The following is a 20,922-nucleotide window of genomic DNA, read 5'->3' on the forward strand; positions in this document are numbered from 1 at the left end:
CCTTTTGTGCAATAGAACTGCTTTTGTGCAATAGAAATAGCCCTCTAAGAGGCCTTTTTCATACCTAAAGATGCGATTTTTTCGGGCTTGCGACGGTAGATTTTGTCAGTAGTTCTACCATCGGCGTGACTTAGTAGGGCTCTAGCGTGCTCTAAAGTCTCAGCGTCAGAGGCGCATTTAGCTCGTAAATCATGCTCCGTAAAGCCAAGATCAACCTTCGTTTCTTTGAGCACTCTTGCACAAAAGCGCTGCCACATAGAATCCCAGCCATTTGCCTTACCAGTCTCCTCATTGAAGTACCCATGACCATCTTTCTTGCAAAAAAGGAACGTAGAGAGCGCAGGACGGGCTGCCTTGGCCTTTTCAACACAATCCCTAAGCTCAGGGTCCCATAAGTAGATCGTGCGCTTACCAGTCGATTTAGCAGTTTTATGGCGTTGGATGTGAATTCCGTCCTCTTTTAAATTGGACATAGTGAGTCGCAATAAGTCCGACCTAGCCATTCCGGTGATAATTTTGAGTCGAATATAGGCTTGAATTGCGCGAACACTGCCTTTAATACGTTGAGCTTTCATTGAAAGCATCTCTAAAATTTCCCAATCCTCAATATATCTATCGCGTGATTTCTCCCCTTTTAGACGAACTTCGTTTTTAAACGGGTGGCGATGAATGTAGCCCCACTCCACGGCCTTAGTAAAGCAGTGAGAAAGCACCTCCATTTCACGATGCGCCGTAGTTTTGCCGCCGGACATATTTCCATTTTCATTCAGCTTTTTTGTGGTTCTCATATCAACATATTTGTAAATATGCTGAGGTTGGATTGCGCTCAGCTTTAGAGTGCCGAAAACGGATCTAATTTGTTTGATCCAGATTAAATTGGATTCGCGACTTGAAATGGCTTTAGTTGGGACAACTTCAATTAAATAGCGGTCAAGTAGTTCTGAAATATTTTGTGCGTTATTTTGCGCTCCTATGCGCTCAGCCCACTTTGCGTATGCTTGCGGCAATGTTTTGCCTAAGCGGAATTGTTTTTTTCCTTCCCATAGATGTTCTAAGCCTACGGGGACTGAAAAATAATATGCTCCGTGATATGAGCGCCAGCGTTCAGGTAGTCCCTTGTTTTCTGATTTTCTTGGCTTAGGCATTTAAATAGCGCTCCAGTTTGGTTCGATTGGTTTTTTATTTCGTGTTCTAGGCTCACTCAAACCTAGCGTCTGCTCGATATATGACCTCAGTACGGCTACGCTGCCGTCCGGTCTTAACTTATGCTCTATCCCCATGGAGCGCAATGCGCATGCCTGTGCTTTTCTTTGAATTTTTCCAGTTAGCTCATGGAGCTCAGCAAGGGTTAAGAACATAATTTGTTTTTCCGCGGTTTCTGTAGTTATAAGTTGTGCATCTATGTAGTCATTAAATCAGTGTTTGATGCATTTTGGTCTGCCGAATAACGGTCATAAAGTGTACATACCGGCACTTTACGACCGTAACCGACACTTATCTTGTCCGCTCAGGTGATTTCTCTGGAACTCTTTCGCTTTCCTTTGCTTTCTCGCGCTCAATTTCTCCTGCAGCCCTGATTTCTTGTAGCACCGAGTCAACAGTTTTCACGCTAGTTTTTTCTGCGCTAACTTTGTAATCAGAGGCTTCCCATTTCTTCTGCTCTGGGGTTTCTATCGGCGCATGATCTTTACGAACGATCGGAGGAGCTTCAGTCTCTTTTTTGACAGTTTGCGCTTGATCGGGTGGGGAGGCAGTTCGAGCAGCAGCATCTTGTGCGGGCTCGCCATATTTGCGAACGGTAGGCTCTTTGTGCTCTTGAACCTTTATAGTTGTCGTTGCATGACTCGGCGCATCAGCCCAAGTCCTGTGTTGAGCAGGCTCCATGCTCGAAGAGGGGCCATTGGGACGAACTTGACCATATATAGGCGAGTTGTTTTGACTTGAATCACGTTCGCGAGATTTTTTTGGTTCCTGAGCTCTTGCTTGATGTTCAGCATTACGTGCTGAACCTTCGCTGGGTCGCGCAGACTGAGGTGATGATCTGGCTTCATTTTTATTTGAAGACGGCTCCCTCGAATCTTGCTTAATCTCCTTCACCGCGTCTTTGAGGCCTTCAATGATCGACTTTCCACCTGCTGCGAGACCATCGCCAACACCTTTTACTGTGCCAGCGACCAAATCGACTGGCAGTCTCAGAATATCTTTGACGCCTTGTTCCAAAAAGTTACCGATCGCGTTGCCTAACTGAGTCATCCAATCCCCAGACCCGCCACCACCTTCACGAATAAATCGGGTCTCATTGCCAGGCGGCTTTGCTTCTGGCGGAAGGTGGGCTTGTTTTACATCTCCGAATTCAGGCATATCAATTCCTTTTCTAAAAGCGGGGCATGATTGCCGGGCTATTTAATACATGTACAAAGCGACGCTTTGATAGCTTGGCGGATACCCAAATCAAAGAAGAAATTGCTATTAATCGCATTGATACAAAGCTATGCAATCAAGCTCTGGAAAGCGATTGTTGAATTCAATTAAAACGTTATGAGCCGTCGAGATACATTTTTCTTTAACGATTACTTGGCTAAGATGTAAGAAAAAATCTTTTCGACCAACTTTTTTCTCAATAGAGATTACAAGCTGTGTAGGTTCATAAATGTAGGAGTCTGTCAGTCGACCAGAAATTAAATATGTTGGTTGTTCGCGCATCATCATGCCAATTGACTTCATAAAAAATGAGTCGCAGGCTTGAAAGTAAATTTTATGACCGGGTAAGTAACTAATTCTCATATGTGGATTACTTATCGCAGCATTGTCTATAAATTCGTTGAATGCTTCGACAGCTATAACGAGACCATCAACATCGGTTCGTATCTTTATTAGATCGGTGCGATGTGGCCACAAACTGGAGCTAGAAAGCAGGACCGGCGAGCGCACGACCTGCAAAAATGGTTTTGATGCAGTCATTAACGCGTCAATAATTGATAAAGACTCGACCGCATACCATTCAGTTTTACCGTCACCAGGGAACCTATGCGTATCCTTACGATTCATCCCGTGGAGCTTGTGTTGAAATGACCTTTCGTGCCGATGAGCTTCTTCTATGGTTTTAAATTCGTAGGTGACTATGTCTGTTAGATCAAAATTATTTAATCCGATACGTGAAAGTCGGGCCCATACATCATTACTCCATCCCATCTTTCGCGCACTAATACTTCGATGCTTAGCTGAATATAAATAGCTTTGACTCAAAATAAATCAATTTGTGTTGTTGGCTCACAAGCTCTTTTTGATTCGCTTGCCAATCGTCTATTCATAACGCTTAGGCAGGAAACACCCATCTGATCTCCGTATTTGCTCATGATTTCGCGTCCAGTTAAGGAAGTCTCAAGTGCCAAAATGAGTGCTTGGGTACGACTCGGCAATTCAGCAATAGCGGCGTCGAGGTCAACTTCTCTTTGCAACATATCAAGCTTAAGCTCAAGCGCATCTTCTGCGGATTCGGCATAACCGATCTCAAGCTCATTTCTTTCTTTGTCGGTATTTGAGTTTACACAGCCACCTTTTGAGCCACGGCCAAGGCCACATGACTTAGTTAAATCAGTGACTTTTTGCAAAAGCTTCTTTTCAAATAGTTGATCGGTAACTACGATCGAGGTATCAAATTCAGCTAAAAGTAGCCAAGCTTCACTTTCAACTTCTTTTACATCCAGCCCTTTGATAGATGCGAGCTTTTTTATGGTCTTGCTGTACTTGTTTAGTACGTTTACTGTGCTTTCGAATTTCATATTGTTCATTTTTTTAGCTTCCGTAAGTAATTTTGTTTCGTTGAATCCATTGTAATACAGTAATCATCAAGATACAACAATTATTTTTATTTATTTGTTGTCCATTTACATTTCAAGATCGCCTAAATATTTGTGTGGATCCGCAAATGATGAATCTAAAAATTGAGAACTTTTTGGATCAAACCACAGCGCTATCTTGCCTTCCCATTCGCCGTTTCTTTGTTTCCTACATAACAGTGCTGCGTCAGGTATCGAGTTGTCGGGAAGACGATTGTTTGCCGTTTCATTCTCCTTATCTTTGTTTCTCCAGACCATGAAAATATTGTCTACTTGATCTGCAATTGACCCAGTCCCTTTAATATCGCTTTTATCGGGCTCAGATGACTCCTTTTCGCCTTTACGCAGATGGTGTACTAGGTGCATATGAACGCCAGTGTCATGTGAAAGTGCGCATATTTTTGTCACAAAGTCTTTTTGCTGGTCGTAATCTGTTTCTTTTGGTATGCAGCGCATAAGATTATCGATAACGATATGCTTTACACCTTTCTCTTTAATTGCATAACGACAGATTGCAATAATTGTGCTGGGGTCAATCATTCCATGATGATCGAGTACATAAACTTGATCTCTCTTCCAATCCCAAAATTTCTTTTGATTTACTGTAGTAAGTGTGTCGCCGCCAATCGCTTGCATCATCATGCGCAAAAGAGTTCTTTTTGGAGCCATTTCGAAACTACAAATCAATATCTTTTCACCTTGCTCTGCAAGAGTTAGCATTACCTGACCCACCAGCAGACTCTTACCGTGACCATTCACCCCAGCCCAGCAGGACGTCTCACCTTCGCGAAGGCCAATGTATTCGCCAGCCAAATCCCAGGGTGTATGTTTACCCTTGCGGATACCAGGATTCGCAATGAATTCGGCTACATCTTCTTCATAATCTGACTTTTCAAAAACTGCTCTTGACGGTTCAGTCTCTGCATAGTATTTTTGAAAATCAATATTGTCTGTTCTTAAGATGCTTGCCATGTATTTAATTCTCCGGTTGTGTCTATTCCAATGAGTTGTTGCGGATCTACTGCAATAAAAGCGAGCCACCACTTGGTGTAATGCTCGATAGTTGTATCTAATCCAGGTATTAGGTGAATAGTTATGTTGGTGGCCCACCTAAGGTCTGCACGTGATGGTGAAGAACCTTCGGTCCATATATCTATAGAGTTGCTGCCGCACTCAATTTGATTCTCATGGTCGCCTGGTGGAGCATGCTTAATGCGAACAAATGCTTCGGCCGGAGTAAGGCCTCCCATGCGACACTTAATTATCTGGAGATGGCCGATCATATATTTGCGTAGCCTGAAGCCATTGATCCACTTGAGGCCGCCTTGCTACGTGATGCATCTTGCTTAATAACCCAGTTTCTCCATGTCGCAAACCAATCTGCCTTTAGACCTTTTGATCCCGCAGTACCAGCCCAGTAATTTTTGAATACTTCAAAAACATCGTGAGGGTGTAGATCTGGCCTTTTTGACTTGCAATATGCTATCCATTCTTCGCCAATTTCTTCCTCGACACTAAATCGTGTACCTTTGGATTGCGTTGAAGCAGGCGTTTTGAATTCTTTAGAGGAGGTAGCGACGCCTTCTTTTTCATCATATTGCTGGCTTGCTTGATTTGATTTTTCTATTGGTAGATCACTTATTCCAGCTGGCGGCGCTGGAAACTTGCTTTTTGGGTAGCGGAGCCTTTGCTGAAACCTTGGAATAAAAATAAATCGCACTCCGGCAGAGTCATAGAGTCGGACTAGGTCTTGATCGGCAAGTTCTGAGAGTAAAACTTCCATCCTATTGGCTTCCATCGACCTGCCAGAAAAACAGCGAGCCCGCAAACTCCAGTTATTCCCGGTATATCTTGCTGTGTCATCAGCGCAGAGCAAAAGGTGAACGAACAATATCTTTGCTTCGTCACAAACGTTCCAATACGCCTCTGAAGTCAGGAGTTCCTCTCTAATTACTCGTTGTGGCATTACGAGTTTCCCTTGCAGATTGTCAAATTATTGTGGGGCTGGAGTATTGGTGTGTAAGTGTTCATTGATCAATAATACATCAATTTCAATTGTTGTCAATCAAATTGTCAAATATATATTTTAGGGGAGATAGCTTAAAAGTCATATAAATAATGGATTTAAGACCAATTATCATTATTTTTTCATATTTATTTATATTTGACATACTAAATTTGAGTGTTACTATCTACAAATAAGTCGTGTACACGCATTTACCAAAGCAAACATTAAGGAAAGAACTCTAAAGATGGAAGAATCAAAAAAAACGCGACACCCGAACGCTCCTTTACTAATTCTTGCGGCACGCAATCGGAATCCAAATGCAACCGCGGCGGCTATAGCTAGGGAAATAGGGGGGGGAATAACGCGTGCTCGCGTGAGTCAGTTGCTAGCAGAAATGGGATTAGAAACTAGAGTAACTTTTAAAAGATCCCCCGATTCGGCTCTAGATACAAATTTAATTGCTGAGATGGCAGTTGTCCATAATTTGGTATCGAGGGGTTTTGAGGTTTATAGATCTGTATCAAACAGTCACGCTAAGTTCGACGTAATTGCATCGACAAGGGCCGGCAAGCTTATTAAGATTGATGTGAGATCAGAGCGCTTTAACAAATATCAGTCTGGATTAGATGCAGCATTTGACTACATTGCCTTTGTCAGTGGTACTGGAAAAATTAGTTACGAGCCCGAATTAGATGTGCTTTTGCCTGATCTTGTTAAATAACCGATATGACGAGTAGACTTGGGCGGGCTTATGGACTTAAGACGGGCTTAAGTCAGACTTAAGACTTACTCAAGACTGCTGAAGAGAAGAGAAGAGAAGAGAAGAGAAGAGAAGAGAAGAGAGCATTTACCTCTTCGAGGTACCCAACTATTTAGATTGATAATTAGTCTTTATGAAGACAATGTTTTTAAATAAACCCAATCCCTAACATCGTTGCGTGTACACGTATAAACCTTTACCCAAAGCAGAGAAGCTACGCTTCACTCCGCCAGACTTGTGCTCCAGGTCCTAACTACGCGTAATACCGTGTACACGGATTACCAGCAGGTAATAGCAATCCGTAAGTAACCAAAGGGGAGGGTTCAATCCCCTTTTCTGCTTTGGTAAGTCAGTAGCAACTAGGTTCACTTAGCACATTCAATGTAACCACCAAAGGAACATTGAATATGAATCTCAAATTAATCCCGCTTTGTATAGCTGCAATCTTTACTCTGAGCGCTTGCGACAAACTCGGCTCATTTGGCTTTAGCTTAGATAAAACTGAGTCCACTTCAAGTGATCAGTCAAAGTCGATTACAAAAGACCGTTCGATCGGAGTCAGCGACTCAAACCAATTTTCAGTAAAAATGCCAGCGGCAGCTCTGATTGCAGAGTCAATGCGTGATTTTCTAGCTCAGCAGGGCATCAAGCCACCATTTAGAAAAGCATTCATTGGCTCAGGCTCAGCAACGCTCTCTGGAAAAGTGTCGACATCAACCCTGAATCCGGCTTACGTAGCTGCTGCGCTCGCAATTTCAGCAAGCTATGAGCCAGCTCTCGCCTGGCCTTCATTTATCAATGACCACGACTTCATGATTCGCGGTGCTGCAATGAGTGATTTTGCAAACTCCATCTCTACAGAAATCGTATCAAAAATCAGCTCCCAGGCGCTTCAAAACCCTGACGATGCAAAAGCCAAAATCATACTAGAGCTAGGCAAAATCCCATCCGCCACTCTCGAAGCAATTTATTCAAAAGCTTTAGCCGGCGCGAAAGCATCTCAACTCACACAAAATCTAGCTGGCAGTTCATCCCCTATCGAATACAAAATTGGCGACAGCGCAGTGAGCGCAGGCTCAAACGGATTTCAAGTCGCGAAGAACGGTCTTACGTGGTTCGGAGGCGGCGCTCTCTCTGGTAAGTCATATGACATCTCAATGTCATCTTCTCTCTCGACTGCACTTAATCAAAGACTCGACTTGAATACAAAAGAATCCTCGGGCTCAAGCGAGACAGCAAAGATTTCAGCGGACATTAAGCATTAAAGCGCAGGCGTTCACATTTAACTAGTAAGTCAATTTAACTAAAACAGAAAGAAAATCATGGAAATCATCATCAAGAAACTCGCGTTATACGTAACAGTCATCGCTTTGGCATCACTAACCGCTTTAGCCCTCATCCCGCCCGCAAATGCCGCAAGCGCTAACAACGCAGATGCAATTGAGCAAGGTTTAAAAAATCAATGTCTTACGACATTTCGCGCTGGAAACACCCAATTCATCGGCACAGGATGTGAAGAGTACTCACTGATTGCGATTGATACAGAGCGAAAACTCTCAGTAATGATCGACCCCAGCTCAGAAGTAGTCGAAGGCTTTAAGCAGCTCGGCACTATTGGATTGCTATCTAGATACGACGATGTAACGAAGATTTTGGCAGTCGATGCTAAAAATATTGATGTGAAGGCTGCTGAGAAGTTCTTCAACGATGCGCTTATTGCCGCCGCCGGAGAGTCCAAATGAATTTCTATTGGATAGCTGCTCCCTTGCTCGTCCTCGGCGTTGTAGCCCTGTTTTTGATAGAAACCAAACTCCTGGGGCTTGTTTTGAGTGGTGCAGCAGCTCTATTCCTCGTGCTCCAGTTTTACAGCGACTTCTCAGCCACTAAAAATGCTAATCGCTCAAATAACCAGGCAAGTGAGGCTCAGTTCGAGGTTGAGTGGGCATCTGCTCGTGGCGCATCAAGCGAGAAGGTATCTGCGCTAGAACTCGAAGCAAAGCGCTTAAAAGAGCTTGCAGCTATGACAGAAGAAGAGCGAAAAACAGTGCAAGAGGCTAATGCAGCAGCAAGAGCTCCGCTTGTAAATGCTCTCAATAAGCAAGTCAGTGAAGCCGCAGCAGACAGCAACGAGCCGCTCGTAATTAAGAAATAGCCCAGCGCTTCACATTATCACTAATTGAACTTAACTAAAAAGGAAGCAAAGTATGAAAACAGTAAAACCCCGCGCAACAGCATCTATGAAGCTAGCAGTAGCTTTGGCGAAGCAAGCCGCATTCAACAACAAAGTCGCAGAATTAAAGCGAGCAGTAACAAGCGCGGCTGAAGCTGATATTCGTGGCCTGCAACTCAAGATTGGAAAGCTGGCTGAAGAGTTTGGCATTTTGAATCTTCCGGACGCAGTCCTCCGTAAGGCATTCGCTGATATTTCTAAGTTGAATGGAGCAAAACCGCAGCCAGCCCCTTCAGTTACAGAAGTTAAGGCCGTAGCTACGCCTGAGCCGGCAAACCCATTTGAGCCCGTTATTGCAGCCGCTCCTGTCCCAACTCCAACTGTTGAAGCAGTAAAAGCAGTCGAAGAGAAGAAAGGAGGACTGTTCGGTCGATAAATAAATTGGCCGCCTCGCTCCCGAGGTGGCCAATTTTTTGAACACAGAAAGAGACACTATGAAAACCAAAGCAAATACATCCGCGCTCAAAAAATTGTCAATGCCAGAGAAATGCGCTTCGCTTACGACAGTTCAGAAAACGCTTGCAATGAATCATTTCAAAGATGCACATTGCTTGACTAATAAGAACATTGTTGAATTATTGGCGATTGAGGGATTTCACATCTCAGCATCGTCACTTTCGAGTTATATGCAGGGAAATGTACTGGGTACAGATAACAGGAACTGGTCAGCCGTTGATCGTTGTCCGCCTGACGGAGACCATGTAAGCCACATTTATAACGAATTTCAAAAACTAGAGCAGAAGTACGGGGTTGTCTATAAGAAATTATTGAGCGTCTCAATGCGCGATCTTATCGACTCCTGGTATCGAGTTTTGAATTTCGAGGCTGGATCTAGCAGTCGTAAGTTGTCAAAGATCCTTGGTGTAGGCCATACAACTCTTTTCAAGTGGTATCGAGATAACAGGCACCCAGGCTCTATTAAAACTCTGCTGACAATTACGCGAACTATTACGAAGCACTTAGCGTCGATCAGAACATAACTATAAGAAGCATTTAACCAAATACAGAAAGAAAACCATGAAAAAGACATTATTAAGCTTAGCGGTAGTTGGAATGACATTAGCCTCAGGTTTTGCCCAAGCATCAAACGAGAACCTCTTACATGATCTTACCCAGTTTTGCGCTTCAAATGGTCAGGTGGCGACTAAAAAGGAGATGCAAGCTTGCAAAATCACATTTTCAAAGCTAGTAAGTGAATGTTCGCCAGGAAAAGATTGTGACATCTTCAAACTTGCATCACATGCAATTAGTGATGAGGTGACTAACAAAACAGCGTGGGCTAAGACAAATGGCTTATTGGACGGCGCTAAATAATGAAAAAATTACTTATCTCCTCAATGATTTCAGCTTGCTTGATTACAACTTTTGCACAGGCTCAGACTTATAACGCTACGGGTAGCGAACGTCAAGCTGCAAGTAATGACATGGGGATGTATCAGTTGACTTTAGAGGCATTCAGGAAAAGCCAGTATTACCTCAATCCACAAACACGGCAGGCCAAGATTGTTCATGACGTTATCGATATAACAAGTTTCGGCGTTGGGCGGCAGGTTCTAATTCTCCCGAACGGACAAATTACTTCATTCAAAACTGGAAGCTCCGACAATTTAATTGAGATAACAAAGTGGAAGAAGGATGGGTATAGTAATAAATATGATGCATCGTTAATTGAAGATTCCGCGCTTACATTAAGTGAGTTTAATAAAACGGCAGCATATCAACGTGTTGTTTATCTATCATTTTCAGATATAGCTGAAAAATCCTTCCCAGTTATTCGTAGTAAAAAAATGAATAGGCAGGCAGCAATTAAATATTTATCTCAGCGCATTGACTCGGAGTTATCAGATTTAATTATGCAAAATAATATCGAGGTATATAACCCTAGAATGACTTCATCCGGGCCTTCTACTTCAACTCAAGGCGCAGAGTCTGGCATCGCTCCAAGGTGTGGCGCAGTGCAATGTTTCCCAGTCGATGGCCATGGGTACTTAATGGTTGCAAATAATAACGTAGTGATTGGTGGGTTTAATGAATGGTCAGCAATTTGGGATGACGGAGTAGTCCTCAAGTCAAATTATGGTCAGGTCGATTTATTAAATCGTGGCAGACCTTGGTTTTCTGAATCCGGTATTAAGGGCGAAAAGTTAAGCATCGCAGGTTCCAGCGATAAGGGTTCCTCAACCTCACAGAAGCGTGGGGAGTAATTATGAAAAAGTTACTTAATGCTCTAGCGCTATCCACCATCTTCATTTCAGGAGTTGGCGCAGCCCAATCTCGTTACCAGCTCCCTGAAAATTCACCATGCGCGTATGCTGCCCAGCAGATTACACGCGTAATTGTTGAGGCAGACCAAAGACGTATGCGTCCGGAGCAAACAGAGACGTGGCAGCAACTTAAGAGCGAGCCAGGGCTGAATGGGATTAATCTATCGGGACTCTTGCGTGAGGGGATGGATATCAAAATGAATATTGCAAATCCTACGGCTCGAGATATATTCGGTGGAATTGAAATTGCATGCAAAAGGCACTAGGTGGACTGGCTGCTGATTACGTTAGTTTTAATAGGTAACGTAATCGAAAATTTATTGCGACATGTAAATTAATACGAGTTAAATCCCGCTTACAAGAATTCAAATGCATTTTTGTGGGCGGGAGGCATCTTTACTTAGCTATGCGTATTGGTTAAGAGTGTTCAATCGTTAATTTTATAGACAGACATTACGCACGTCGGCTTCGCCGCCTTGGAAATCTCCCGTAAAGCGTCAACCTCAACAGCTAAAAGCCTCTCCTGTCGTCTTACGGCGAATTACCGCAGTTAAAGTTTCGCGCTCCTTCGTAATACGTTTGTAATACGACTTTTTAAACCTCAATGAATTCAATGGTCTAGTCCGTATTACTTCGTATTACGCAAAACTCCAAAATTGTTAGTTTTCACCTTCAAATTGCACATATTGCGCAGGTGAGCGCATAGATAGGTAAGCAACATATCTGACAATTTTGAGGAGTAAATGATGGCAAAACCCAATATCAGCATTCGACTGGATGATTGGATTACTAATGAATTAAGCGAGTTATCGAAAGCACGGGGCGTAGCTCCATCTGCATTAATCCGTGAATTTGTTGTTTCAGGCTTGGATAAGCAAAATTCGATGGGCGATCATTTTGACGCTGAATCAGCAAAGATTGATCAGCTAAGCAGTCAATTAAAGCTGATTACTGATACTGTCCTCGGCACTCTTTATCACACTGTTGCATACAGAAACCTTGATGCCCAGTCAAACCCGTCCCGTGAAAAGACAGAAGAAATCATCTCAATTGGTACAAATATTGCAGCAAAACTATTAGAAAGCAGAGCTTAATTATGTTCACAAACCTTAATCACGATCCACTAGAAGACTCATTTACCTCATGCCTTGAGGATTTAGTTAATGGCATTTATCAAGAACAGCGCCTTACTTTGCGTGAACCAAGTCGCAATCACGACATTATCTTCAGGTTCTTTTATACGAACACTATTGACGATTTCAGCGTTGTTGACGTCATCAAGTCGAGCGTAGGTAACGATATTTTGTTCGCCGATTTTATTAAGTTACCGACAGGCGAATGGAGAAACTCAAGCGGAGACGTAAAGCCGTGCTTTATTGATTTCTTCCCAAGTCTCGAGAATTACATCCTTGTGGCGGATGAAGTGGGTGATGTTATTGAAATCACGGGAGGTGATCATGCTTGATATTAAAAATGCAAATATGATTGCTGGTACAGCGTTGGAAACGCTTAGAACAAAGGGTAAGTTTATTGCCCGTGGCTGGATGTATGCTGGCGCTGCGGGATTAGCCCCAACAGTTCTCATCTTACTAATTTGGCTAATTCTTATATCTCCAATGACCTTTTCGGTGGTGTCGAATAGCTATGTCAGCTCTGATACGCCGATTACTTGGCGGGTAAAGGATGTTGCCGGAAAAGCTCATCGAATTCAAATTCAGGATGCTTCCGGTGTTACTAAAGACAAGTTAACCAGCGAAGAATATTCGGATGCTATTAGTGGTTTTGTGTCGGAAAACTACTGGATTAATCCGGTCTGGACAATCAATGTCCTGCTATTCATTGCTATGGGGCTGTTCTGGCCAATAACAAAAAGAGCGCACAAACTCTTCTTTGAACTCGGTCAAAAGACGATAACGAATAAACGATTAAAAGGTGCTTTGGACGTTGTAACCTCTAAAGAACTCGATGCATTAGTACGAGAAGATGGCGGTGGCGACTGGACAATTTGCGATGTAGCGTTCCCTGATAACGCCTTTAAATACGGCACAGGAATTTCGGGTCAACAGCGCTCAGGTAAATCTTTGGTCATGCACGATTTAATTAAACAAGCATCCAACAAGAAGGTTCGCCTGTTTATTCATGACCCACAAGCAGAATTTTATGAGGCTAATTTCCGTCCCGGTATCGATTGTTTCTTTAATCCAGCAATGATCGGCAGCATTCCTTGGTCAATATTTTTAGAGTTGTTAACCGAAAACGATGCTCGTGAACTTGCTCAAGCCGCTATCCCTGTAACGGCAAATGCTGGTGCAAATGCCTTCTTTGATGATGCAGCCAGATCACTATTAAGCGCATTAATTATTTCATTAGCCAAACGTGGCGTTACTGACTCAAGTGAGTTGGCAAGAGCATTCTTTTCCGCTACGCATGAGGAAATGGTTGAGTTTGTCAAAGGAACCAATGCTGCATTCTTAGTCTCAGATAACGCAAAAGGAATGACAGATTCAATCAAAGCGAGCGCTGGCATCTATTTAAATGGAATTTTAAGCATCCAGCCTGGCGCTTGGACTTTGCGCGATTTCTTAGCCCAACCCGAAGGTAACCTTTACATTCTCGGCGACGATTCAGAGTTATCACCAGTCAAGCGGATGCTTGTAATGGCTTTAACTGCAACCATTGCCAAGGCTGCAATTAAGACTCACGAGCCTAAGTTTTTGTTTCTTTTGGACGAATATCAGCTTCTGGGAGATTGCAAGGTAGACAAAATGTTATCAGCCCTTGCTAAGTTTGGCGTTGCAGTAGTTGTCGGGATGCAATCAGAAACTCAGCTTGTAAATGTCATGGGTGAGAGCCGCGCCGCTGCTACATTAGGACTGTTTGGTAACTACCTCCAGCTCAAAATCAACGGAAAGGATGCTCAAGATAAAGCATCAGGTCGCTTTGGAATGCAGCTACAAGAGGTTGTATCTACATCCCAACAGTTATCGGTAACGGAGGCTCGCGACTCAATCGGCATCAGTAAAGCGCAACAAGATAAGCCAATTATCATGGGAACCGAGTTCGGAATGTTGCCACCGCTAACAGGCTACTTAAAGCTCTCCGGCGATACAAGAACTTACCCTGCGGCTAAGGTTGACTACATGTCTTGGCTAAAAAAAGATGCAGATGGCCATTCATTTGCAGATGAGCTTCAGTTGCAAGTTGCAGATCTACCGGCGACTGACTCTAGATTCGACATTGTTCGTCAAGTTGGCGACGACTATAAGCGCAATCTGGCAATTAACATTCTAGGTCAACAGATTGTTAAGTTGGAATTGCGCCAGGGTAATCTAAGTCAAGCTAAAGCGATAGAGGCGATCAAAGCTCAAATTTTCCGCAAGAAAGAGGCGATGCAAGAGTTGATTGATGGTGGCGAAATTAAAGATGAGGTCGAGTTGGATGAAGATATTAATCAAGTAGAGCCAGAAAAGGAGATTGTTAAGCTCTCCACGCCGGAGTGGGGCGTTATCTAATAGGGTGGTCAAAAAGATGAGGGGCTTGTGTCGCAAGGTAAAGAAGGTTTGCTAAGCATATAGACACAGGCCCCTAACTTATTGAAAGTAAATAATGATTCGATGCACTCCGATTACCTCCGGCGAAGGAGCCGCTAAATACTTCTTTGATTACGCGAACGAAGCTTCAAATGGTGAATGGGGCGGCAGAGCTGCTGAAATTATGGGGCTGGAAGGCACATCTGCCACTCGCGAAGATTTTATAAATACTCTTGAAGGAAAATTGACAAATCAGCAGACGGGGCAATTTCAAGACTTAGGAATTAACTCAAAAGAACGTCGGTCTGGATACGATATGACGTTTTCTGCACCGAAAAGCGCGAGCATTGCAGCGCTAGTTTACGGTGACACGAGGATTGCGGACGCTTATCGTGAGTCTGTTAAAACTGCGCTAGCTCAGATGGAAGATTTGGGGGCTCAATATCGGCAGAGAGAAGGCGGCCAGCCGGTGACCTACGCGTCTAATTCACTAGCTTATGTAACGTTTGAACACGAAACATCGCGTGATGGCGACCCGCAATTGCATATTCACGCAGTTATTGCGTCAATCACTGTCGATTCACAGGGCAAATTTCACTCCCTAACGAATGATGAGTTGATTCAGCACAAAGCCTACCTAAAGATCGGTGAAATGCAGCAGCATGATTTCGCCCGCCGGTGCTCGGATTTGGGGTACACAGTAGTTAAAGATGCGAAAGGTAACTTTGAGCTCGCCGAAATCAGCGCCAGGACGATTGCCTCTATGTCAAAAAGGTCAGAGGGAATTAAAGAGCATCTTAAGTCAATGGGCATTAATCCAGATAAGGCAAGTTTTGAACAAAAACGCGCAGCATCTCTCAATACGCGCCAAGATAAAGTTGAGACAAGTCGCGAAGAGAATGTCGCTAGGTGGAAAGCTGAGACTGGAGATATTGCTTTTGCTAAAGAAGGGGGTGGAATTCAAAGGGTTATGACCGTCGAGACCGACAAGACATTTATTTCACAAGAAAAAATGGATAAAGCCGTTGGACAAGCAATTTCTCATTTATCAGCAACTGAAAGCAGTTTTAGGGAGATTGACTTAATTAAGGAGGTGGGTAGATTTAGTGGGCATACAGCAACTAACGCTCAAATAACTGCCGCTATTGCAGACATGAAGACGGACGGAAATATCGTACAACACGAGGGAGCTAACAGATTTATAACTACTCGTGAACTCCAGCAAGAAGAGTTAAAGATGCTTGAAACCGCGACATCGACCATTGATAAATTCACACCAATCGTCAAAGGCCATGATAGAGCAGAGGAACTTCTTAAAAAAGCGGATGAGGCTCAGCTTGAAAAATCAACGTATGCATTATCTGGCGAGCAGAAAGCGGAGATTCTAGGTATTTTGAATTCTAAAGACGGTGTTACTTTGGTTCAAGGCTCAGCAGGAACGGGAAAAACGTCAGCACTCAAAGTTATTAACGAGATAGCTCAATCTCAGGGCTATAAAGTTATAGGTACGGCGGTCTCATCTAAGGCAACCAACGAAATCATATCCGCAGGCATTGAGTCCAAAAATGCCGCAAAGTTTTTAGCCGACCTAAATTCGATTCCTCGTGAATTGCAACGAAAGATAGAGATTGCAGAAGCAAGGCAAGCTAACTTATCGATCGGGAAAGTAAGCGTTGATGCCAACATTCGAACTTTAGGTATCGGACTATTTGCAGATAAATATGTAGTTAACCTCAACGATATGACCGTTTACCGCTCAAATAGTACTGGTGGATTGAGTACTCCTTTAAAGACTGCGCTTTATTTTGTTGAGGCAGCAGCCAATAAAGTAGGCTATCAAAGTCTTAAAACAATGTCCAAGGCTGACACCTTGACCGGAAAAGCTAGCAATTTAATCATGTCTGCTACGGTCAGAGTTGCCGAGGCGATTATTAAGCCAGGTCCGGATAGCTTTAGACCTGTCTTGATGGGAGGGGTAGAGCATGCTGCCGCAACCGCATTAGCTATCTCAAAAATTGCAATTGAAAAGATTGCGGCCCAAGTCGAGATTAGTACTCTAAGGACTCAACTTGATAACTTTAATAAAACAGGGAATGTGGACGGAAAGCGTCAGCTGATGGTTCTTGACGAAGCGTCTATGATCGGCACGAAAGAAGTGGCTAAGATCATCGATTACTGCAAAAAAACAGAAACTAAGCTAATTATTCAGGGCGATTCAAAGCAACTTGGCTCCGTCAGCGGCGGAAGAGCATTCGACCAGTTAAAGCAAACCCAGCTTGCAACGCATAACTTAGTAGAAGCAGTTCGGTTTAAGACTGAGCAGACTAAATCTATTAATGACTCTTTAAATAAGGGACAATACGACCAAGCAATTGAGAAGTGCAGTATTAAAGAGGTCGGCTTGAAAAAAGACGATGCTAATTACTCAAAAGATGCTAACAACGCACTTTTATATGCAGAAACAGCTAAAGAGTATCTGAAAGAGATCGACACCAAGATCAAGGGCAGTGCAAACGCTTCGGTCGGGGTTGTTGTTACATCAAATGCAGATCGAATTGGTTGCAATGAGGCGGTGCGAGTTGAGCTTAAGGCTGCTGGAAAAATTGGCGAAAAGGATTTTAAATTCGGGCATCGGGAGTCGACAAAGATGACTGATGCAGAGAAAAAGAATGTATCGATTTTGAAAGATAAGGGTGTAACGCACTTACAGGCCAATCAAAATATTTCTCTCAAAACGCCCGGCGGCATAAGTATAAAAAAAGGTGAAGAGTTAAGGATTGTTAGCTGGAATACAGATAAGAATGAGTTGACTGTAATTAGTGACAAGGGCGTGAGGGCGACAATTAATCCAGCTGAGATCAAGGGATTGGACCCGATGGACAGCAAACAAACCCGCGACTTCTCTAAAAGTGATCTTGTCGACGTTAGAGCAATCATTGGTAGTGAATACCAAATGAAAGATGGAAAGCCAGTTTTGAATGAGCAAACTGGGGATAAAGTGAAGAGCCCTGATTATCTGTCGAACGGAGCAAATGGCAAGATTGAGTCAATTTCAGTACGTGGAGCAGAAATCAAATTCGATGATGGAAGGGTGATTAAAGTTTCTGCGGAAAATATGGCAAAGGTTGATCATGCTTACGCTAGAACGGCTCACGGAAATCAAGGTAGAACTGTTGATAAAGCGATTGTTGCTATTAGCGAGGGTAGCGCTGGACTAGTTAATAAAGAGTCGGCATATGTAGCGCTAACGAGGGCTAAAGAGTCGGTAACAGTTGTCACTACTGCTAAAGATGCAGTAATAAGAAATGCAATCGAGATGAGCGATAAAACTACCGCTCTTGATGCACCCCGTGTCAAAGAGCAGAGCTTTAAGCGTGAAACAACTAAAGACAGAGAAAAGGCCCCAGAGCAAAAAGAAGCCAAGAAACCAGACTTCACAAGATAGCGCAGCGATGTTTATACCTATGTACCGATACTAATAGGAAAAATCATGTTGAAAGCAAATCTAGAACGCAGCAATTTAAGTCATCAGTTAAATATTAGAAGCTGGAATTTTGAGAGCAGGGATGAGGGCTTTAACAATAGTTCTGGTGAGCAACATTCATATAACAAGAGTGAGCTTGTTCAATACCTAAACTATCCTCAGATTAATAGGTATCAGGAGCACTAAAACCTAATCAATCAATGAATGCGTTCAATAGTCTCAAATCGCAAGGAGTCCATTTAACCTTCTAAGTAGAAAGCCGCATTCGTGTGGTTTTTTTCTTTTCATGATTCCCGAAAGCCCATATTCTATATAGCTCTTAGAGGGTTTCACATTGTAAGATAACTACAAATAATTAATTAATAACTAGTATCTTGCTGATTATTGTATTACAATAGATACATAGGCACAGAAAGCCATTAACCAATAAAAAGAAAGAATCAAATGACTTTAAATCTTAAAACAACAATCGCAGCGATATTTTCACTATTAGCCATTGTTTATCTGGGGACATTAGCAGTAGCAATATTTTCACCTGAGTCAGCAAAGGTAGATGGGCTTGAGATGTATCTACCGGAAATTGCAACTGTTGCACATGATACCGCTCCAGCCATTGAATCTCCTGCAAATTTACTTAACTACCTTACTAAATAAGGCTGCCTTCATACTTTCTTAAAAAGACGACAAATGACTAATTCAAACCACAAATCTCTAATGACTTCTGTCTATACAAAGCTACACACTGATGCGGGTTATAAGGGTAGTGAATTAAGTGTTTGGAACATGACGATAGAAGAACTTTTGGCGGTGAATTTTTCACCAGTGTCTTCTGTAAATAAAGTAAACGATAAGTATTTGGCAAAAGAAACAGTTAACAAGCTGTCCATCCACATTTAATAAGAACAATAAACCATGAATTATCTAACAACTCGACAGAACTATAAAATTCAGGCTATATCTGATGTTGACTACATTGACCTCAAGACAGGAATACTCCACGAGAAATTTTCATTCGGAAGAGTGCTGTTACGCCTAGTTGCATACGCCTGCACTAAAAAAGGCTTTTCTACCCTGGTGATTCTGTTGTTCGCTTCATTCTTGATTTGGAAAACCGTGAGTATTATCGGTAGGATGCCGCAGACTGCCCAGGCAATTCAGCAAGTAGCTAATATTGATGATATTTCAATTAGCAATTTCCAGACTCAATTTCATTCAACTACCGCTAGAGTATTTTTAACCCTCTCTACTAACGGCAGAACTTCTGAATATCCCACCTTAGTTGTTAATTGGGTTGGAAGCGGCAAGGAATCTATACGGCTTACTTCGGCTGATTATCCTCATCCAGCAGGCTTATTTCATGGCAGTCTTGATATTGATTTTTACATTCAAAAGCCTGCAAACTCAACGGCTTTGAGTATCTCAGCTCAATACGATTGAGCCATCGTCTTCCAAGGTGCTGCTCAGCGTCAAATTCGATCTTCAGATGAGTAATTTATTTTTTCAGTTTATATGCGCTTAATGCAAGTCGTATGCCAGCACTAGCACTGCCATCACCGATCATTACCGCGTGCTCTTTTTCATCGTCAGTAAGTCGAACGTTTACTACGCTTGTTTTGGCAATTTCACCGGTTCCTTTGTCTGCAAATGACTTTCGACCAGCGCCTTCTCTAAATCCTCCAGCATTTGCTCGGGCACCGCCGTGACCATTTGCTTTCTTTTCCATTTCTTGAGCCCTTTATTATTTATCTGAATACTGTAACACAATATTCAAGTAAAAAGTATTGAACAAAGATGTTATTGTTCGCCTGCTTAATAGATTTCCAAATTTAATAAATTTAGCGTCGCTTCGCGCATATCAACTGAAGCTTCACTTAACTAAATTTTAGGAAATTAAATATGAACAAGTTATCAGTCATTCTCAGCGCAGCATTAGTTCTAGCAGTTTCAAGCGCATCCGCACAGTCCCAGTTTGAAGGCTATTACGGTCAACTCGGCGTAGGATATTCATCCGTGACATCAAGCGTCTCCAACTCCAACCTAACTACTGCGCAGTCCGGGGCAACACAGTACGGTATGGGCTCTACTTCAAACTCTGCGAGTGGAATTAACAGTGCTTTTGCAGGTGGCTATACGTGGATCTTGGCACCAAAATTCACAGTTGGATTGGGCGTTGATTACCAGCCGATCGCTGGACATGCTGCAACAGGATCCTTGAGTAATTCAACAGGGTTAGCAACAAGCGCCCCGATTACGCCTGCTTGTACTTTTTGCGCTCCAGTTGCGAAGACAGTTACGCCGTCCTCTATCAGCTCATCTTCTCAGCAAACCAATGCTTATGCTCTGTATGTTGCACCTGGCTATGTTATCGATGACGATAGCCTGGTTTATGGAAAGTTGGGTTACGCTGGAACACAAATTAAGACTACCTTGAGCGGCGGCTCAGCTCAATCGGCTAATTACAAAGGCTACCTCGTCGGAATCGGTTACAAACAGATTATCAGTGGCGGCCTCTACGGATTCGTAGAAGGTAATTACACGGCTTATGGCAGTCAGACTCAGAATGCTAGCGGCAGCTTAGGAAATGTGACGACTTACAACATCAGTACTACAAATAAAGTCAGCTCTTACAACACGATGATCGGTGTTGGTTACAAGTTCTAAGAATTAAGAAATGTTGCTTAAAAGCCGCCTACGAGCGGTTTTTTTGCTTTTACCGATATGTAAAGTGCTATAGATTGCGAATAATGCCATCAAATGCTGTCGTGATTATCGTAATAATCACGACACAGAACCTGATAGGAGTAGCA

General features: G+C 42.9%; 25 protein-coding genes. 16 read left to right on the top strand and 9 right to left on the bottom strand.

Annotated features, from left to right (window positions below):
- Positions 1 to 44: 44 nt before the first annotated feature.
- The 8 genes from ICN36_RS08865 to ICN36_RS08900 form a co-directional block, all read right to left on the bottom strand.
- Positions 45 to 1,145: an integrase gene (locus tag ICN36_RS08865; RefSeq protein ID WP_216228018.1), complete on the bottom strand. Its 1,101-nt coding sequence runs from the start codon at positions 1,143 to 1,145 to the stop codon at positions 45 to 47.
- Positions 1,146 to 1,358, bottom strand: coding sequence for a DUF4224 domain-containing protein (locus ICN36_RS08870; RefSeq protein WP_216228019.1), 213 nt, complete (start codon positions 1,356 to 1,358; stop codon positions 1,146 to 1,148).
- Between the two features lie 136 nt (positions 1,359 to 1,494).
- Entirely contained in the window at positions 1,495 to 2,361 is an 867-nt protein-coding gene (locus tag ICN36_RS08875; RefSeq protein ID WP_216228020.1) for a hypothetical protein, read from the bottom strand.
- Between the two features lie 108 nt (positions 2,362 to 2,469).
- Positions 2,470 to 3,048: a hypothetical protein gene (locus ICN36_RS08880; protein ID WP_216228021.1), complete on the bottom strand. Its 579-nt coding sequence runs from the start codon at positions 3,046 to 3,048 to the stop codon at positions 2,470 to 2,472.
- 194 nt (positions 3,049 to 3,242) lie between these two features.
- On the bottom strand, positions 3,243 to 3,782 hold the full coding sequence (locus tag ICN36_RS08885; protein WP_216228022.1) for a hypothetical protein: 540 nt from the start codon (positions 3,780 to 3,782) through the stop codon (positions 3,243 to 3,245).
- A 105-nt stretch (positions 3,783 to 3,887) separates the two neighbouring features.
- Positions 3,888 to 4,811 carry a DnaB-like helicase C-terminal domain-containing protein gene (locus ICN36_RS08890; protein WP_216228023.1) on the bottom strand — a complete coding sequence of 308 codons (924 nt, stop codon included), beginning with the start codon at positions 4,809 to 4,811 and terminating at the stop codon, positions 3,888 to 3,890.
- Positions 4,796 to 5,089: a hypothetical protein gene (locus ICN36_RS08895; RefSeq protein WP_216228024.1), complete on the bottom strand. Its 294-nt coding sequence runs from the start codon at positions 5,087 to 5,089 to the stop codon at positions 4,796 to 4,798. The genes ICN36_RS08890 and ICN36_RS08895 overlap by 16 nt, the downstream gene beginning before the upstream one ends.
- Before the next feature lie 29 nt (positions 5,090 to 5,118).
- Positions 5,119 to 5,805: a hypothetical protein gene (locus ICN36_RS08900; RefSeq protein WP_216228025.1), complete on the bottom strand. Its 687-nt coding sequence runs from the start codon at positions 5,803 to 5,805 to the stop codon at positions 5,119 to 5,121.
- Positions 5,806 to 6,091: 286 nt separating this feature from the next.
- Here ICN36_RS08900 and ICN36_RS08905 point away from each other — a divergent pair, with 286 nt between their 5' ends.
- The 15 genes from ICN36_RS08905 (at position 6,092) to ICN36_RS08975 (ending at position 19,552) form a co-directional block, all read left to right on the top strand.
- On the top strand, positions 6,092 to 6,568 hold the full coding sequence (locus tag ICN36_RS08905; RefSeq protein WP_216228026.1) for a hypothetical protein: 477 nt from the start codon (positions 6,092 to 6,094) through the stop codon (positions 6,566 to 6,568).
- Positions 6,569 to 7,014: 446 nt separating this feature from the next.
- A complete protein-coding gene (locus ICN36_RS08910; protein WP_216228027.1) occupies positions 7,015 to 7,872 on the top strand; it encodes a hypothetical protein in 858 nt (285 codons plus the stop codon).
- A 57-nt stretch (positions 7,873 to 7,929) separates the two neighbouring features.
- Entirely contained in the window at positions 7,930 to 8,349 is a 420-nt protein-coding gene (locus ICN36_RS08915; protein WP_216228028.1) for a hypothetical protein, read from the top strand.
- Complete coding sequence (locus ICN36_RS08920; protein ID WP_216228029.1) at positions 8,346 to 8,759, top strand: hypothetical protein; 414 nt, start codon at positions 8,346 to 8,348, stop codon at positions 8,757 to 8,759. Before ICN36_RS08915 ends, ICN36_RS08920 begins: the two co-directional genes overlap by 4 nt.
- 52 nt (positions 8,760 to 8,811) lie before the next feature.
- A complete protein-coding gene (locus tag ICN36_RS08925; RefSeq protein ID WP_216228030.1) occupies positions 8,812 to 9,213 on the top strand; it encodes a hypothetical protein in 402 nt (133 codons plus the stop codon).
- Positions 9,214 to 9,271: 58 nt separating this feature from the next.
- On the top strand, positions 9,272 to 9,817 hold the full coding sequence (locus ICN36_RS08930; protein WP_216228031.1) for a hypothetical protein: 546 nt from the start codon (positions 9,272 to 9,274) through the stop codon (positions 9,815 to 9,817).
- 37 nt (positions 9,818 to 9,854) lie between these two features.
- The gene (locus ICN36_RS08935; protein WP_216228032.1) at positions 9,855 to 10,151 is read left to right on the top strand and encodes a hypothetical protein; all 297 of its coding nucleotides are present in this window, start codon (positions 9,855 to 9,857) and stop codon (positions 10,149 to 10,151) included.
- Complete coding sequence (locus ICN36_RS08940; RefSeq protein ID WP_216228033.1) at positions 10,151 to 11,041, top strand: hypothetical protein; 891 nt, start codon at positions 10,151 to 10,153, stop codon at positions 11,039 to 11,041. Before ICN36_RS08935 ends, ICN36_RS08940 begins: the two co-directional genes overlap by 1 nt.
- Before the next feature lie 2 nt (positions 11,042 to 11,043).
- Positions 11,044 to 11,367, top strand: coding sequence for a hypothetical protein (locus ICN36_RS08945; protein WP_216228034.1), 324 nt, complete (start codon positions 11,044 to 11,046; stop codon positions 11,365 to 11,367).
- Positions 11,368 to 11,844: 477 nt separating this feature from the next.
- Positions 11,845 to 12,195 (top strand): hypothetical protein, encoded by a 351-nt coding sequence (locus ICN36_RS08950; RefSeq protein ID WP_216228035.1) that lies wholly within the window; start codon positions 11,845 to 11,847, stop codon positions 12,193 to 12,195.
- Positions 12,196 to 12,197: 2 nt separating this feature from the next.
- Positions 12,198 to 12,566, top strand: a complete 369-nt coding sequence (locus tag ICN36_RS08955; RefSeq protein ID WP_216228036.1) for a hypothetical protein — start codon at positions 12,198 to 12,200, stop codon at positions 12,564 to 12,566.
- Positions 12,559 to 14,613 carry a type IV secretion system DNA-binding domain-containing protein gene (locus ICN36_RS08960; RefSeq protein ID WP_216228037.1) on the top strand — a complete coding sequence of 685 codons (2,055 nt, stop codon included), beginning with the start codon at positions 12,559 to 12,561 and terminating at the stop codon, positions 14,611 to 14,613. Before ICN36_RS08955 ends, ICN36_RS08960 begins: the two co-directional genes overlap by 8 nt.
- A 94-nt stretch (positions 14,614 to 14,707) precedes the next feature.
- A complete protein-coding gene (gene mobF, locus ICN36_RS08965) occupies positions 14,708 to 18,076 on the top strand; it encodes a MobF family relaxase (RefSeq protein ID WP_216228038.1) in 3,369 nt (1,122 codons plus the stop codon).
- A gap of 483 nt (positions 18,077 to 18,559) precedes the next feature.
- Entirely contained in the window at positions 18,560 to 18,769 is a 210-nt protein-coding gene (locus ICN36_RS08970; protein ID WP_216228039.1) for a hypothetical protein, read from the top strand.
- A gap of 258 nt (positions 18,770 to 19,027) precedes the next feature.
- Positions 19,028 to 19,552: a hypothetical protein gene (locus ICN36_RS08975; protein WP_216228040.1), complete on the top strand. Its 525-nt coding sequence runs from the start codon at positions 19,028 to 19,030 to the stop codon at positions 19,550 to 19,552.
- Positions 19,553 to 19,607: 55 nt separating this feature from the next.
- Here the strand turns inward: ICN36_RS08975 and ICN36_RS08980 are convergent, their stop codons facing one another.
- The gene (locus tag ICN36_RS08980) at positions 19,608 to 19,838 is read right to left on the bottom strand and encodes a hypothetical protein (RefSeq protein ID WP_216228041.1); all 231 of its coding nucleotides are present in this window, start codon (positions 19,836 to 19,838) and stop codon (positions 19,608 to 19,610) included.
- A gap of 173 nt (positions 19,839 to 20,011) precedes the next feature.
- Between ICN36_RS08980 and ICN36_RS08985 the strand changes: the two genes are divergently transcribed.
- The gene (locus tag ICN36_RS08985; RefSeq protein WP_216228042.1) at positions 20,012 to 20,776 is read left to right on the top strand and encodes an outer membrane protein; all 765 of its coding nucleotides are present in this window, start codon (positions 20,012 to 20,014) and stop codon (positions 20,774 to 20,776) included.
- The last annotated feature ends 146 nt before the right edge of the window (positions 20,777 to 20,922 follow it).

It is taken from the genome of Polynucleobacter sp. UK-Gri1-W3, from assembly GCF_018881595.1.
Taxonomy (GTDB): domain Bacteria; phylum Pseudomonadota; class Gammaproteobacteria; order Burkholderiales; family Burkholderiaceae; genus Polynucleobacter.